Origin of the sequence: Caenispirillum salinarum AK4, from assembly GCF_000315795.1 — a bacterium.
Classification (GTDB): domain Bacteria; phylum Pseudomonadota; class Alphaproteobacteria; order Rhodospirillales; family Rhodospirillaceae; genus Caenispirillum; species Caenispirillum salinarum.
Window position 1 is genome coordinate 85836 of sequence record NZ_ANHY01000019.1, and the last position, 15066, is coordinate 100901.

15 protein-coding genes are annotated in these 15066 nt (G+C 67.6%); 8 read left to right on the top strand and 7 right to left on the bottom strand.

Annotated elements, in window-relative coordinates:
- Positions 1–60: 60 nt before the first annotated feature.
- Both ectB and ectA read right to left on the bottom strand, forming a co-directional pair.
- A complete protein-coding gene (gene ectB, locus C882_RS17855; RefSeq protein WP_009542065.1) occupies positions 61–1332 on the bottom strand; it encodes a diaminobutyrate--2-oxoglutarate transaminase in 1272 nt (423 codons plus the stop codon).
- 23 nt (positions 1333–1355) lie between these two features.
- Positions 1356–2048: a diaminobutyrate acetyltransferase gene (ectA, locus tag C882_RS17860; RefSeq protein WP_322090756.1), complete on the bottom strand. Its 693-nt coding sequence runs from the start codon at positions 2046–2048 to the stop codon at positions 1356–1358.
- A gap of 513 nt (positions 2049–2561) precedes the next feature.
- Here ectA and C882_RS17865 point away from each other — a divergent pair.
- Complete coding sequence (locus C882_RS17865; protein ID WP_009542067.1) at positions 2562–2831, top strand: type II toxin-antitoxin system HicB family antitoxin; 270 nt, start codon at positions 2562–2564, stop codon at positions 2829–2831.
- 183 nt (positions 2832–3014) lie between these two features.
- On the opposite strand, the gene C882_RS17870 is transcribed toward C882_RS17865, so the two are convergent.
- Together C882_RS17870 and C882_RS17875 are read right to left on the bottom strand one after the other, a co-directional pair.
- Entirely contained in the window at positions 3015–3251 is a 237-nt protein-coding gene (locus C882_RS17870; RefSeq protein WP_009542068.1) for a hypothetical protein, read from the bottom strand.
- Between the two features lie 39 nt (positions 3252–3290).
- Entirely contained in the window at positions 3291–3980 is a 690-nt protein-coding gene (locus C882_RS17875; RefSeq protein ID WP_009542069.1) for a hypothetical protein, read from the bottom strand.
- A gap of 170 nt (positions 3981–4150) precedes the next feature.
- Between C882_RS17875 and C882_RS17880 the strand changes: the two genes are divergently transcribed.
- From C882_RS17880 to C882_RS17890, 3 genes are all read left to right on the top strand, one after another.
- Positions 4151–4606: a PAS domain-containing protein gene (locus C882_RS17880; RefSeq protein ID WP_009542070.1), complete on the top strand. Its 456-nt coding sequence runs from the start codon at positions 4151–4153 to the stop codon at positions 4604–4606.
- A gap of 134 nt (positions 4607–4740) precedes the next feature.
- Complete coding sequence (locus tag C882_RS17885; RefSeq protein WP_009542072.1) at positions 4741–7005, top strand: DNA translocase FtsK; 2265 nt, start codon at positions 4741–4743, stop codon at positions 7003–7005.
- A gap of 94 nt (positions 7006–7099) precedes the next feature.
- Positions 7100–7393, top strand: coding sequence for a DUF3253 domain-containing protein (locus C882_RS17890; RefSeq protein WP_152415394.1), 294 nt, complete (start codon positions 7100–7102; stop codon positions 7391–7393).
- Between the two features lie 103 nt (positions 7394–7496).
- On the opposite strand, the gene C882_RS17895 is transcribed toward C882_RS17890, so the two are convergent.
- Both C882_RS17895 and C882_RS17900 read right to left on the bottom strand, forming a co-directional pair.
- Positions 7497–8213 (bottom strand): hypothetical protein, encoded by a 717-nt coding sequence (locus tag C882_RS17895; protein ID WP_009542074.1) that lies wholly within the window; start codon positions 8211–8213, stop codon positions 7497–7499.
- Between the two features lie 231 nt (positions 8214–8444).
- Positions 8445–9281, bottom strand: coding sequence for a universal stress protein (locus C882_RS17900; protein WP_009542075.1), 837 nt, complete (start codon positions 9279–9281; stop codon positions 8445–8447).
- A 245-nt stretch (positions 9282–9526) separates the two neighbouring features.
- Here C882_RS17900 and C882_RS17905 point away from each other — a divergent pair, with 245 nt between their 5' ends.
- The 4 genes from C882_RS17905 (at position 9527) to C882_RS17920 (ending at position 14403) form a co-directional block, all read left to right on the top strand.
- Entirely contained in the window at positions 9527–11023 is a 1497-nt protein-coding gene (locus tag C882_RS17905; protein WP_009542076.1) for a thioredoxin-like domain-containing protein, read from the top strand.
- Positions 11024–11290: 267 nt separating this feature from the next.
- Complete coding sequence (gene hemA, locus C882_RS17910) at positions 11291–12514, top strand: 5-aminolevulinate synthase (RefSeq protein ID WP_043646289.1); 1224 nt, start codon at positions 11291–11293, stop codon at positions 12512–12514.
- 169 nt (positions 12515–12683) lie between these two features.
- Complete coding sequence (locus C882_RS17915; RefSeq protein WP_009542078.1) at positions 12684–13730, top strand: GGDEF domain-containing protein; 1047 nt, start codon at positions 12684–12686, stop codon at positions 13728–13730.
- Between the two features lie 127 nt (positions 13731–13857).
- The gene (locus C882_RS17920) at positions 13858–14403 is read left to right on the top strand and encodes a hypothetical protein (protein WP_009542079.1); all 546 of its coding nucleotides are present in this window, start codon (positions 13858–13860) and stop codon (positions 14401–14403) included.
- Positions 14404–14485: 82 nt separating this feature from the next.
- On the opposite strand, the gene C882_RS24135 is transcribed toward C882_RS17920, so the two are convergent.
- Entirely contained in the window at positions 14486–14974 is a 489-nt protein-coding gene (locus tag C882_RS24135) for an NADH dehydrogenase ubiquinone Fe-S protein 4 (protein ID WP_085952450.1), read from the bottom strand.
- Positions 14975–15066: the final 92 nt, after the last annotated feature.

Genomic DNA, 15066 nt, shown 5'->3' on the forward strand with positions numbered 1-15066 from the left:
TGTTCGTCAGGCCCGCGCAGGGGCGGGATGCTCCCGCCCGGCGCGGTCGCGCCCGGCGGCTCAGGCCGCGGACTTCTCCATCCGCTCGGCGACGGCGGCGAAGGCCTCTTCCATGATGTCCAGGCCCTTGGCCAGGGACTCGTCGGTCAGGATCAGCGGCGGCAGCAGCTTCACCACCTCGTCGTCCGGACCGGCGGTTTCCAGGATCAGGCCGTTCTTGAAGGCCTCGGCGCAGATTTCCTCGCCCTTCTCCTTGGCCACCGTCAGCTCCAGCCCCTGCATGAAGCCGCGGCCCTTGACCTTGGCCGCGAACTGCGGGAACCGGTCGCGGATGCGGCCCAGGCGCTCCTTGATGACGGCGGCGTTGTGCTGCACGCGCTGCGCCAGATCATCGTTCTCCCAGAAGCGCATGGCTTCGGCGGCGGCGATGAAGGCCAGGTTGTTGCCGCGGAAGGTGCCGTTGTGCTCACCGGGGCCGAACTTGTCGTATTCGGGCTTCACCAGCGTCATGGCGAACGGCAGGCCCATGCCGCCCAGCGACTTGGACATGCAGATCATGTCGGGCACGATGCCCGCCGGCTCAAAGCTGAAGAAGGTGCCGGAGCGGCCGCAGCCGGCCTGCACATCGTCGACGATCATGATGATGCCGTGCTCGGTGCAGATCTCGCGGATGCGCTTCAGCCATTCCATGGAGCAGGCGTTGATGCCGCCCTCGCCCTGGATGACCTCCAGGATCACGGCGGCCGGCTTGTCCATGCCCGACCCGTCGTCGTTCAGCATCTGCTCCAGCAGGTCGGCGGAGTTGATGCCGTTGCCGGTGTAGCCGTCGTAGGGCATGAAGATCGTCTCGTTCAGCGAGACGCCCGCGCCCTTGCGCTTGAACGCGTTGCCGGTGATGGCCAGCGCGCCCAGCGTCATGCCGTGGAAGGCCCGGGTGAAGCTGACGACCTTGGCGCGGCCGGTGACCTTGCGGGCCAGCTTAAGCGCACTCTCGACGGTGTTCGTGCCGGTCGGGCCGGGGAACATCATCTTGTAGTCCATCTTGCGCGGCTTCAGGATCACGTCCTGGAAGCGCTGCAGGAACTTGGCCTTCGCCTCGGTGCCCATGTCCAGGCTGTGCAGGATGCCGTCACCCTGCATGTACTCGATGACGGCCTTCTTCATGCCGTCGTCGTTGTGCCCGTAGTTCAGGGCGCCGGCGCCGGCGAAGAAGTCGATGTATTCCTTGCCCTGGTCATCCCACATCTTGTCGCCCTTGGCGCGGACGAACGTGGCCGGGAAAGACCGGATGTAGCTGCGGACGTTGGATTCGTACTGCTCGAAAACATTCATGATATCACTCCCTCCCGGGGACTTCAGGACGCCGAGGCCAGCGGGCCGATACGGAACAGGCGTTCGGGTTCGTGGGCATCGCCACCGCCTTGCGAGACGGGGAACCAGTCACCCGGGAACAGCTCTGAAATCCGAATGCTCGCCTCGTGGCGCTTGGCCGTGCCGCGGAACAGCATCTCGGACGCCGTGTTGGACGGAGTCACGGTCGCTTCAAGATAACGCGGACGGCGGCCCTGCGGTCCCGGAAGATCAAGCAGCGCGTCGATCATTTTCTTGCCCAGGCCCCGACCCTTCTCCGAGGGGGCGACGCCGACCTGCCACACGAAGACCGTGTCAGGCTGGCGCGGCGGCACGAAACCCACGATGAAGCCGACGATATCGCCGTCGCGCTCGGCCACGACCGAACTGTCGGCGAACCAGTGCCCCATCATCAGGTAGGCGTAGGGACTGTTGACGTCCAGCGACCCGGTGTCGCGCACCAGGTCGAACATGGCGGCGCCGTCCTCTCCCGTGGCCCGGCGGATGAGGGTCTCCTCGTCCGCGAAAACCTGGAACCCGGGAAGAACAGCGCCCCTAGTGAGGGGCTCCTCGTCGAGAGGAGTGCGCGCCGGCCGAGCGGAAAGGCCCTCGGGGGCACGCGGGGCGACGGTGGGAGTGCGAGAAATCGTCATCACCTCGTCACAAATCTTGTTTGGGGGCGGAAGACTATTCGTCATCCACCCGGATAATCGTGGCGTTCCGACGGATATCCGGTGATGCGGAGACGGGCCCTTGCTCCGCGTGCCTTGCAAGCGAACCGTGGAACCCGACCTTCATCTTCACCGAAATATCCCCGCCGCGTCAGCCACGGCTTGATGAGTAAAATACGGGTAGCGGCTGAAATGTCAACCCCGGCCCCTGCCGGCTCGTCTCGTTTCCGGCTCTATTTGTACTCATATAAATTTTGCTTAGCGCCAAGTTTTACTCATGTAAAATGCACTTTTTTTAACTAGCTGATTACAATAAAATACATTTTTACTCATTTTTAGGGTTGATCCCGCCGGCGCCGGGCATATGATCCATATCAATCGCGGCACCCGACCACGATCGCAGTCCAGATTTCCCCCGTATTCATTCTGGACCGTCGAAAGCATGTACGTGTTCCGACGACAGGACTGCGAATTCTCGGGCCGTGGGTCCGGAATATTGCTCGCTTAGAAACGAGAACCGGTAAGGAGGTCCACGAGACCATGAAAGGCTACATCACCATCGTTCGACGCGGTCAGAACGACGCCTATCAGGCGGAAGTCCTGGGCGTGCCGGATTGCAAGGCAACGGCTGCGACGGTGGATGAGGCCCTGGACGCCGCCAACAAGACCCTGCGGCGCCGGGCGACGGAGCTGAACACCAAGGGCATGACCCTGCCCCAGCCCCGCCCGTCCCACGACATGTTCGCCGAGGTTTCCAAGCGTTCCGCGGTCGCCGGCGCCTGCCTGCGCGCGCCGCAGATGAGCGCCTGACGCCCGGCATAACGCCGAATCGGCCACCCTGCTCCGGTGGCCATGAGAAAGGGCCGGAGGTCATCCTCCGGCCCTTTTTCTTGTGCCAGGCGGGCGGGCAGGCGTGCCCTTTACTTAGGCATTATTGCCCCAGAGCGGCCTGCCCCGCCGGCTGCGGCGGCGAAAAAAGTGCCTGCAGCCGCATCATTCGGCCGCCTCGCCTTCTTCGATGGAGTAGCCGGACGGCGGATCGCCCTTGGTCAGCGGCGGCGAGTCGTCGGTCTGCACGCCGCCGCCCTCGCCGACCGCCGGCATGGTTGTCGGCGGCTGCGAGGACCACTGGTCGAACACCCACCAGGCGCCGATCGCCAGCACCACCACCACCAGAATGCCGATCCAGCGGCCCTTGCCGCCACCCGATCCCTTGTCCTTGTCGGCCATGTCGTCCTCCTCTTTTCACCGTTGAGCGCGCCTGGGGCGTTACCCTGCCCCGCGCGTGGCGTTGATGATGTCGTCGGCATCGCCCGCCAGGTCCGTACGGACCAGCCCGGCCATCAGCCGCGCCAGATCCTTGCCGTTCACCAGGTCGGCCAGTTGCCCGGGATCGCCGCTTTCGGTATCCAAGAGGCCGAGCGCGACGGCAGCCTTGCGGGCCCGCTTGTCGGCGAAGGGGCGCAGGCTCTGCCACGGCTCCTGCGCCTCGCGGAAAAAGATGTCGACGCCCACGTCGCCCAGGCCCTTGGCCCGCTTGAGTTCGTTGCGCAGGCAGTCGGCATCGCCTTCGCAGCTGTCGTGCAGGCGGCGCAGGTCGCCGTGCCATTCCTCCTCCACCAGTTGCGCCGTCTCGCCCAGGAACGTGGCGGTCTTCTCGTCATAGCGGGCATAGCCGTTGTCTGTGAGCGGCTTGCGGCGCTGGTCCCATGTCGCATCGGCCATCTTCCGGGACGTGGTCAGGCCGGCATCCTTCAGCGCCCGCGCCCCGGCCACCGCCTGCGGCGCGCCGATGGGAGCGGAAAACAGGATCGCCGCGCACAGCCACTGGAACAGGGCCGAGGGCGTGTTGTCGGCGAGCTTGATGCCGATTTCGTGGGCGTAGGTTTCGCCGTGGCGGTTCAGGACCTCTTGTGCGATGGCGCGGCGCCCGGCCGCGCTGGACGCGCCGCTGCTCATGGCATTCCTCCGTTCGAAGCATCTCTTCTGGTATCGAAACGGGGCCTGAGCGGCCGGGGTTCGGGATCCGTGCGCCGCCCCGGTGGCGGAAACCGCTTGCACCGGATCGCCCCGGCCGCTAACGCTATCCCTCCACCCGGCCCGGCAACCCCTGCTCGAAGTCGCATCCCATGAGCCGCATCTCCCTCGTTCTCCGCCATCCGCAGCTCAAGGCCCTGTACAACTTCTGGGTCGCGCAGTGCGAAGGCGACCAGTTGCCCATGGCCGAGGACATCGAGCCCGCCGACCTGCGCCCCTGGATCGGCAACATGGTGGTGATGGACGTCATTCCCGACGAGGATGACGAGGACGCCGACGCCTACACCTACGCCTACTATTCCAGCGGTTTCGCCAGCACCTTCGGCGACAAGGCCGGGCGGTCGCTCGACGACCTGCCGGAGGAACAGCGGGCGCTGATCAAGGCGGAATACGACCACGTCCGCCGCGACCGCATCCCCACCTCGCGCGTCTATACGGCCGACTTCCCGGAAGGCCGCCAGACCTGGGAGCGTCTGGTGCTGCCCTTCTTCGACCCCGACGGCGACGTGGTGAAGCTGCTGGTGGCGGCCTATCGCCTTGATACCTGACTCGGCAGCTTTCGTGCCGAGTCGCGCGGGTTTCTGTTGATCCCGCGCACCCCATCCTGAGATAACAGGGCATCCGTCGCGTTCGCCGGTCGGGCGAACGCCCCCGCCTTTTGTTGCCGTATTGGATACGCCGCATGACCACAAGCGACCTCGACCACCGCAACGCACCCGACAAGTTCGACGTGATGACCGCGGACGAGTTCAACCTGTGGTGCGCGCTCAACGGCAAGCCCTACCGCCTGGCCCGCCACGTCTGGCCCGACGGGCGCGCGGAGTGGGACGTGGAGGTGGACCCCGGCAAGGCCGAGGGCATGGTGTGCTACGGCACCGGCCGCGAGGACGAGGCCGTGGCCGCCGCCGCCGCCTTCGCCTTCATCGCCGGCGTGGAATGGGCCGAAGCCGCCACCCGCGCCCGCATGGAGGACGAAATCCTGGCCGGGGAAGAGGCGGACGACGACTACGAGGGCGAGGAGGACATGCCCGCCGCCCCCCTCGCCGCCAACGAGGACGACGCCGACCTTGCCGCCGTCGACGAGACGGACGCCGATGACGATGCGGGTGAGGTCGAGGCCGAGGGCGGGCTTGAGGCGGTCGACGACGACGCCGAGGATGCGGACGGCACGGCATCCGGCGCATTCGATGAAAGCGCCGACGCCGTGGACGGTGCGCCGGTCCTGGAGGTGGACGCCGAGGCGGAGATCGCCGCCGAAGCCGGGCCCGCCGACGATGGCGACGAAGAGGCCGCGCCCGCCGCGTGGGACGAGGCGGACGACGGATACGGGAACGAGAACGGTGCCGCCGCCGATGACGACGAAGACGGCGCCGAGGGCTACGACTACCCGCCGCTGGCCCTGCTCGGCGAGCCCGACAGCCACGACAAGACGCCCGAGGACGAACAGAAGCTGGCCGACAACGCCCGCACGCTGGAAACGGTGCTGAAGAACTTCCGCGTGCGCGGCGAGATCATGGAGGTCAAGGTCGGCCCCGTGGTCACGCTTTACGAGCTTGAGCCCGTGCCCGGCACCAAGTCGGCGACCATCATCAACCTGGCCGACGACATCGCGCGCAGCATGTCGGCGGTGACGGCCCGCATCGCGGTGGTGCCCGGCCGCAGCGTCATCGGCATCGAGCTTCCCAACGAGACGCGCGAGACTGTCTATCTGCGCGAGATCATGGACAGCGACGCCTTCCAGACCGGCGAGCACAAGCTGCCGCTCGCCCTCGGCAAGGACATCGGCGGCAAGCCCACCGTGGTGGACCTGGCGCGCATGCCGCACCTGCTCATCGCCGGCACCACGGGCTCGGGCAAGTCGGTGGGCATCAACGGCATGATCCTGTCGCTGCTCTACCACCTGCCGCCGGAAAAGTGCCGCCTCATCATGGTGGACCCGAAGATGCTGGAGCTGTCGGTCTACGACGGCATCCCGCATCTGCTGACCCCCGTCGTGACCGACCCCAAGAAAGCCGTCCAGGCGCTGAAATGGGCGGTGCGCGAGATGGAAAGCCGCTACAAGGCCATGGCGACGCTGGGCGTGCGCAACATCGAGGGCTACAACGCCCGCGTGGCCGAACTGGTGGAGAAGGGCGAGCGCGTCATGCGCCAGGTACAGGTGGGCTTCGACCGCGACCGGCGCGAGCCCATCTACGAAGAACAGCCCATGGACCTGCGCCCCCTGCCCTACATCGTCATCGTGGTCGACGAGATGGCCGACCTGATGCTGGTGGCCGGCAAGGAGATCGAGGCCGCCATCCAGCGCCTCGCCCAGATGGCGCGCGCGGCCGGCATCCACCTCATCATGGCCACGCAGCGCCCGTCGGTGGACGTCATCACGGGCACCATCAAGGCGAATTTCCCGACGCGCATCTCCTTCATGGTGACCAGCAAGATCGACAGCCGCACCATCCTGGGCGAAGCCGGGGCGGAGCAGCTGCTGGGCCAGGGCGACATGCTCTACATGAAGGCCGGCGGCCGCATCACCCGCGTGCACGGCCCCTTCGTGGCCGACAGCGAGGTTGAGAAGGTCGTGCGCTACCTGAAGGACCGCGGCGAGCCCGAATACCTCCACACCGTCACCGAGGAAGACGGGATGGAGGCCGAAAGCCTCGCCCCCGACATGGGCGGCAACGGCGGTGGTGGTGGCGCCGGGGCCGGCGTGCTGGAGAACCTGCCGTCCTCGGGCGACGACCTGTACGATCAGGCGCTGGCGCTGGTGCTGCGGGAGCAGAAGGTCTCCGTCAGCTTCATCCAGCGGCATTTGCAGATCGGCTACAACCGCTCCGCCCGTCTGGTGGAGCGCATGGAGAACGAGGGCGTGGTCAGCCCCGCCAACCACGTCGGCAAGCGCGAGATCCTGGTCTCGGCGGCCAGCCTCTACGGCCAGGCCACCGCCGAGGACTGAGGCGCCGGCCGAGTTGCCTCTTGCGGGCGGCGGGTTCCGGGAGTAGGACTCGCCGCTTTCCGCGTTGACACCCAGTTTGAAAGACCGCGACGTCATGAGCATCGACGACGACCAGCAGCAGCAGAAGGGCGACCCGCTGGCCCAATGCATCCTCGACCTCTGCGCCGCCAAGGGCAGCATCCGCCCCGAGGACGCCGCGCAGGCCTACTTCGAGGAGCACCGCCGCCCCAAGGACACCGACGAGGGCTGGCGCCGCTACATGGTGCCGACCAAGCAGCAGATCGTCGCGCTGGCCCGGCAGGGAAAAGTGGAAATCGTGCGCAAGGGCGTCGTCCAGGACCCCGAGGACTTCAAGGGTCTGGTGCGGATTCGTCTGCCGCAGGGGTGAGAGGTCCGCTTTCGTCGCGCTGAATCCCGCGATGGCGTCGGATGAAACAGAAAAAGGGGCGTCCGACGGGACGCCCCTTTCATCTTGACCATCAGGCACTGCCTCACCCCGCCGAGTAATCGCACCAGTCGGCGGTCACCTCGATGAAGCCGCGGGAGCCCGGGGCGGCGGTGAAGCGGTATTCCTTGCCCTTGAACACCATGGAGTGCTGCAGCGGCAACTCGCCCTGCACCGTCTGCGCGTCCTCGCCAAGCGGCGTGAAGGTCATGGTGACGGGCTCGGCCGGGTCGAACCACTGCTCGCGCCCCTCGTTGGCCGCGGCACCCGTGCCGCTCACGGTGATCGCATCGTCGAAGCGCACCCAGGTATTGGCGCCGTCGTAGTTCTCGGTCTTGGCGATGAAGCGCCGCGTCTCGGTGTCGGAGCACTCGCGCGGCGGATGCGCCTGACTGACGACGAAGGCCAGACGGTCGGCCGACAGGCCCTCGTTCATCTTCTCGCGCACCTCGCTCAGAACCTCCTGCACCGCCGCCGGCGCCACTTCCTCGTAGCGCAGGCGGTAGTCCTCGGCCGTCTGGCGCGCCTCGGTCAGCAGCGACTCAAGCTCTTGCGAGCGGGTCAACTGCGCCTGTTCGGACTCCGACAGACGGGTGATCTCGGACTTCAGGTCGGCGATCTCCTGGGCCGACAGCCGGGTGCCCGCCTCGTAGGCGTAATAGGCCGTCGCGCCGATCAGCCCCAGGAAGACGACGAACTTGAACAATCCCTTCCAGAAACGCGCCCGGCGCTCGCGCTGGTGACGGCTGCGCGGTCGTGCCATCGCTCTTCGCTGTCCTCTTGTTGTAAAGCCGCGGCAAGTCCTACGTCGGCTTTATGACCGGAGCAAGGCAAACCCGCCCCGGATACCCCCAAAGACGCAGGGCGGCCCCGTTCGGAACCGCCCTGACATGAGGTGTTTCCCACCAGGATCAACCCCGGCCGGAAAAACCCTTCACGCGCCTCAGAGCCCGACCCGGCCTTCAGCGGCTGAGGCTGAGTTTCAGGTCGCGCCTCAGTGCGACATCAGCACCGGCACGGTCATGTGGCGCAGGATGTGGCGCGTCGCCCCGCCCAGCACCAGCTCGCGCAGGCGGGAGCGGCCGTAGGCACCCATGACCAGCATGTCGATGCCCTCGTCCGTGACGCGGGAGAGCAGCATGGAGCCGGGATCGACGTCGTCGGAGAACACATGCTCGGCATTGGCATGGACATTGTGGCGCGCCAGGTGCAGGGCGATGTCCGCCCCCGGCACGTCGCCGTGGCCGCGGGCCCCGCCGCGCGGGTTGATGGCCATGACCTCGACGTGCTTGGCCTTCTGCAGCAGCGGCATCGCGTCGTTGACGGCGCGGGTCGCCTCGCGGCCGCCGTTCCAGGCAACCATGATCTTGCGGCCGACATGCGGGAAGGTGCCGGCGTAGGGAACGACCAGCACCGGGCGGCCGGCGTCCAGCACCACCTGGTCCACCAGCTGCTCCTCGCCCTCCATGGCCTCGACGCTGGTGTCGCGCTGGCCGATGACGACCAGGTCGGTGTACTTGGCGTGCAGGCAGACCTGATCGATCAGGTTGCCTTCCACCGAACGCCATTCGGCGCGCACGCCGCCGGCGCGCACCTTGTCCTCGAACAGCTTGTGGGCGCGGTCCGAAGCCTCCTGGGCGTACTGGTTCTGGACCTTCTGCACCTCGGGGCCGAGCTGGCTCATGACGAACTGCGGCACGTGCGGCACCATGCGGACGAACAGGCCCGTCAGGTGGGCGTCGTGGTCATTGGCGAGCTGGATGGCGACGTCCAGACGCGTCGCCGCGTGCCGCGACCCATCGACGACAACCATGATGTCCTTCAGCGCCATGCGTTCCTCCTGTTTCGATCGCCGGCGAGGCCTTGGCGCGCCCATCGCCGCCACTGCGTTTGTGGGGTTAAACCCTTGAAACGGAAGCAGCATACCCCAACCGGACCGGGCTGCACAGGGGGCACGCGCGCGCCCCGGCGGGAAGATCACCCGCGGGCCGCGAGACGGCGGCACAACTTGCCACTCCGGACGGGCGAAGCCATATAGGCGGTCCCAGCCACGGAAACGTGAGGAAACGGAAGGGCATGTACGGCCTCGTCACGGCGCCGGAGATCGACCGCAAAGGACTCGCATGGTTCAACACGCCCGACCCGCTGTCGCTGAAGTCGCTGCGGGGGCGGATCGTGATCCTGGATTTCTGGACCTACTGCTGCATCAACTGCGTGCAGGTCCTGCCGACCCTGCGCCAGATCGAGGAAGCCTTCCCCCACCAGGTCGCCGTCATTGGCGTTCACAGCCCGAAGTTTGCCGCCGAGCGCTGCCCCGAGGCGGTTGAACACGCCATTCGGCGATACGGCATCCGCCATCCCGTGGTTCACGACCCCTACATGACCCTGTGGGACGAGTACGCCGTGCGGGCGTGGCCGACGCTGGTTCTCATCTGCCCCGACGGCAAGGTGATCGGACAATTGTCCGGCGAGCCCGACCCGGCCCTCATGATCCAGGGCTTGAGCGACCTGATCGACACCCTGGGCGGCGTCAGCCCGCGCATGCCGGTGGAGATGCCCCTTTCCACCCCATCGGCGGCGGGAGACGGTCCGTTGCGGTTCCCCGGCAAGGTCAAGCCGCTGGCCGGCGCGGAAGGCCGATGGGCCGTCGCCGACGGCGGCAACCATCAGGTTCTCGTGTGCGAGTCCGACGGCCGCGTGCTGGCGCGCTACGGCACCGGGCTGCCGGGCACCGACGACGGCCAGGCCGAACGTGCCGCCTTCACCTCGCCGCAGGGACTGGCGTGTACCGAGGACGCCATCTTCGTCGCCGACACCGGCAATCATCTGGTACGGCGCATCGACCTGTGCTCGGGCGCGGTGACCACGGTTGCCGGCCTGCGGTTCCGCGGCCTGCCCGTGTCCATGCGCCAGCCGGCGGCCGAGACGGCGCTGGCCTCGCCCTGGGACATTGAGATCACGCCCGACGGCGGCACGCTGTTCATCGCCAACGCCGGCACGCACCAGATCCTGGCCATGAACATGCGGGCTGGCACGGTGGAACCGCTGGCCGGCACGGGCGGCGAGAACATTCACGACGGCCCCGCCACCAGCGCCCTGCTCGCCCAACCCAGCGGGCTGGCGCTGGCGCCCGACGCCTCGGCCCTGTATTTCGCCGACAGCGAGACCTCGGCCGTACGGAAGGTGATTTTGGACGGCTGGCGCCTGGGCCAGACGGCGCGGGTCGAGACGCTGGTCGGCCGCGGCCTGTTCGATTTCGGTCACGACGACGGCCCCATGACGGCGGCGCGCATGCAGCATCCGCTGGGCGTCGCCGTCATGCCGGATGGGCGCGTCGCCGTCGCCGACAGCTACAACCACGCCATCCGCCTCATCGATGAAGCCGCCGGCACGGTGGAAACCCTCAAGACCGGCCGCCTGCACTGCACCGGCGCCGCCTGCCGCCGCCCGCTGTGGGAGCCGGCGGGCCTGTGGCCGACGCCCAAGGGGCGGTTGCTGGTGTCCGACACCAACAACCATCGCATCGTCGAGGTCGATCCCGCCACCCGCCGTATGCGAAGCTGGCTTGGCTGACACAGATTGGTGTAAGGTGTTCGTGACGGCTCATGGCACGAAGGCGCTACTTGCAGCGAGTCGCCGGCCTGCTTTAGAGTCGCCTGATGTACCCGACGCGGCGCGCTGGCGCGCCTTGGCGCTGGACGATCCGGCAACGGACGCGATACCGTATGCACCGATATCGTGATACCGCTCCGGACGGACCGACGCTCCGGAGGAAAACGTCGGCGACGGCGACGCGCGGAAGGCGCTGACGCCGTGCCACCAGACAAGGTGACCCTGCCCATGGACTACGAGGCCTACTTCGCCGAGCGCCTGGACGCGCTCAAGAGCGAGGGCAACTACCGCATCTTCGCCGATCTGGAGCGCAAGGTGGGTGCCTTCCCGCGTGCGGCCAACCACCGCGACGGCGGCGTGCGCGACATCACCATCTGGTGCAGCAACGACTACCTCGGCATGGGGATGCACGACACCGTGCGCGGCGCCATGTGCGAGGCCATCAACCGCTCCGGCGCCGGCGCGGGCGGCACCCGCAACATCAGCGGCACCACGCACTATCATGTGCTGCTGGAGCAGGAACTGGCCGCCTGGCACCGCAAGGAAGCGGCGTTGACCTTCACGTCGGGCTACGTCGCCAACCTGACGACGCTGATGACGCTGGGCGCCCAGATTCCCGACGTCGTGCTGTTCTCCGACGAGTTGAACCACAACTCCATGATCGAGGGCGTGCGCCATTCCCGCGCGCCCAAGAAGATCTGGAAGCACAACGACGTGGCGCACCTCGACAAGCTCATGTCCGAATACCCCAAGGACCAGCCCAAGGTCGTGGTGTTCGAAAGCGTCTACTCCATGGACGGCGACATCGCGCCGCTGGACGAGATCATCTCCTGCGCCGAGGAGCATGGCGCGATGACCTTCCTGGACGAGGTCCACGCGGTCGGCATGTACGGCCAGCGGGGCTCGGGCGTGGCGGAGCGCGACGGCGTGGCCGACCGGGTCGACATCATCCAGGGCACCATGGGCAAGGCCATCGGCGTCGTCGGGGGCTACATCGCCGGCTCGGCCCGCATGATCGACTTCATCCGCAGCTTCGGCGCCGGCTTCATCTTCACCACCAGCCTGCCGCCGGCCGTCGCCGCCGGCGCGCTGGAAAGCGTCCGGTACCTGAAGGACCACAACGAACTGCGCGAGCGCCACCAGGAGCGCGCCGCCACGGCCAAGCACCGCCTGCGCGAGCGCGGGATTCCGGTGATGCCCTCGGTCAGCCACATCGTGCCGGTGCTGGTGGGCGACCCGACGCTGTGCAAGCAGGCCAGCGACCTGCTGCTGGACCGTTATTCCATCTACGTCCAGCCCATCAACTACCCGACGGTGCCCAAGGGAACGGAGCGCCTGCGCATCACGCCGACGCCGCTGCACGACGACGACGCCATGGATTACCTGGTGGATGCGCTGTGCGACGTTTGGCAGACACTGGGCATCCAGAAGGTTCCGGAGGCGGCGGAGTAACCTCCGCCGGCCGGGCGGCGGGCCGCCATTCAGGTCTGAGCCATACCCCCTGTTCCCCACGCGCAGCCGTCATCGGATATGTCGTGCGCAACCCGTGTTACATCCTATATTACGTCACAGAGACACACCGCCCGGCCGCGCGCTGGGTTCTGCACGAACGGGCCGCCCCATGATCGCACCTCCCGCCCCAGCCGACGAGGCCCTGCGCCTTCTCGTCCTTGAGGAGTGCGCTCTGCTGGACACGCCGCCGGACCCGGTCTTCGACGCCATGACCGACCTGGCGGCGACACTGTGCGACACGCCCATCGCGCTGGTCAGCCTGGTGGACAAATCGCGCCAGTGGTTCAAGGCGCGTCGCGGACTTGAGCCGCAGGAGACGCCGCGCGAGTACGCCTTCTGCGGCCATGCCATCGCCGCAGCCGAGCCCCTGGTGGTGGAGGACGCCGCCGCCGACTCGCGGTTTGCCGACAATCCGCTGGTGACGGGGGCGCCCGGCATCCGGTTCTACGCCGGATGCCCCATCGTGGCGGGCGACGGCGCGCTGCTGGGAACCGTCTGCGTCATCGACCGCGTGCCCCGAACCCTCAGCGAAGACCAGTTCCACGGCCTTGGCCGCATTGCCGAAATGGCGTCGGCCCTGATCGACGAGCGCCGCCGCAACCGCATGCTGCTCGATCAGACGGCCAAAGCGTCGGAGCAGCTTCGCCGCCTGGCCCTGACCGACAGCGTGACCGGCGCCCTCAACCGCCGCGGCTTCCTGGACCAGGCGACGTGGATGGGCTCGGGACCCGGCGCCCTGGTGCTTATGGAAATCGACAGCCTGGACCTGATCCGGGCCGAACTGGGCCTGTCCGCCGCCGAGTCGGTGGTCAAGGAGGTCACCGCCCTCGCCCAGCGCGTCGGCCACGACGGCGTGGTGGGGCGGCTGCAAAGTGCGGTCCTGGCCGTCTACCTGCCCGACAGCGACCTGGACGAGGGCCGCGCCCTGGCGGAACGCCTGCGCGCCATTCTGGCGGCGGCGCCCGTGGATGCAGCCGGGGAACCCTACTCCGCCACCATCACCGCCGGCGTGGCCGCCGTGGTCGGACCGCGCGGGGTGGAAGCGGCGTTGACCGCCGCCGACACGGCCCTGACCGAGGCGCGCACCATGGGCGGGGACCAGGTGGTCATCTGCGCCCGCGCCGCACCACCGCCGCCGCGGCAATCATTGGCGTGATCCGGTCCTGTCCGGCGCGCGTATAGTGTCAAGGCGAATGCGGCATTGGACATCGGCGCCAAGCCGCGTATAATTTGCGAAAGATTCGCAATTCGCCCGCCTCCATCCCGGACCAGGAGACCGAGCCATGTTCGCCGACAAGACATTGACCCCGCGCGAGGCGGTGCGTCTGTGTGCCCTCGGCACCATCGCATCGCAGCCCATGCGTTACAGCGAGCTGGCCTCCAGCGTCCGCCATTTCATCAGCCGCCTCACGGGGCCGAGCGTCGACCTTCTGGGCACCTCGATCGAGTTGCTGCGATACGAGGGTCTGGTGGATGCCGTCGGTGGCGAAGGCATGGAGGATGACGCCGAGCTGGCCATCACCGAAGCGGGCCGCCGCGAGTTCCGCAACCTGATGGTCGCGCCCCTGCGTCCGGCTTCGGACCTGTCCAAGCTGATCACGGCGCTGAAATTTCGGTTCCTGCACCTGCTGGACAAGGAAGACCAGAAGGCGCAGGTCGACCTGCTGCTGGACACGTCGGAAACGGGCCTGAACCGCCTGATCGACCTGCGTGACGCCATGGAGGGTGAAGGCGGCTACCTGGCCGACTGGCTGGACGACGAGGTCCAGCGTGCCGAAGCCCGCATCGCCTGGCTCAACAGCCTGCGGGCGAAGGTTGGCGCGCTCTGAGACTTTGCGGTCGGTCTACGAGTGAAAAGAAGGGCGGCTCCTCCGGGGGAGCCGCCCTTTTCATTGGCCTGTGCAGTGGGGGTCATACCTGCGCGGCCAACGGTTCGGAGAGCATGGCCAGCACGGCGCCGGCCGGCCGCCGCGGCCGGGATGCACGACACCTGGGCGGCGCGCCCTCGGTCAGCCGGTATCCTTGTGCCGCGGCGAATTGCCGCGGCGACTCCGCATCGGGAAAGCACAGGCGGACATGGCGGCGGGGATCGCGGCCCGCCTCCCATCCCATGAGCGGCTCCACCACCTGCGCGCTGCGCCGTTCGAACTCCGGCACCCAAGGGGCCGCCGCCGCGCGTGCTCCGGCCTGCGTCACCCCGGGGGATCGACAAAGGAGACGGACCAGCGGACCGCGCGGCGGCGGCGCGGCCGGCTCGGGACGAACAAGCCGGCCGTGTTCAAAGGGTTCGGAAGGCTTTGGCAACACGTCCCCGGCCGCCGGCGCGGGCCCGGGCGGGGGCCGGACGGCAGGCGGCAACGCAGAAAGGTCGCGAAAGGCGGACGTGGAAACGAAGGACATCGCCGCATCTCCCAGCGCGTCAACGTGTCGTTGAAAGGGAAATGTGCGCCGGAGTGCCGGCTTCAAGCGCGGCGGTGTCGGCGGTCTTTACA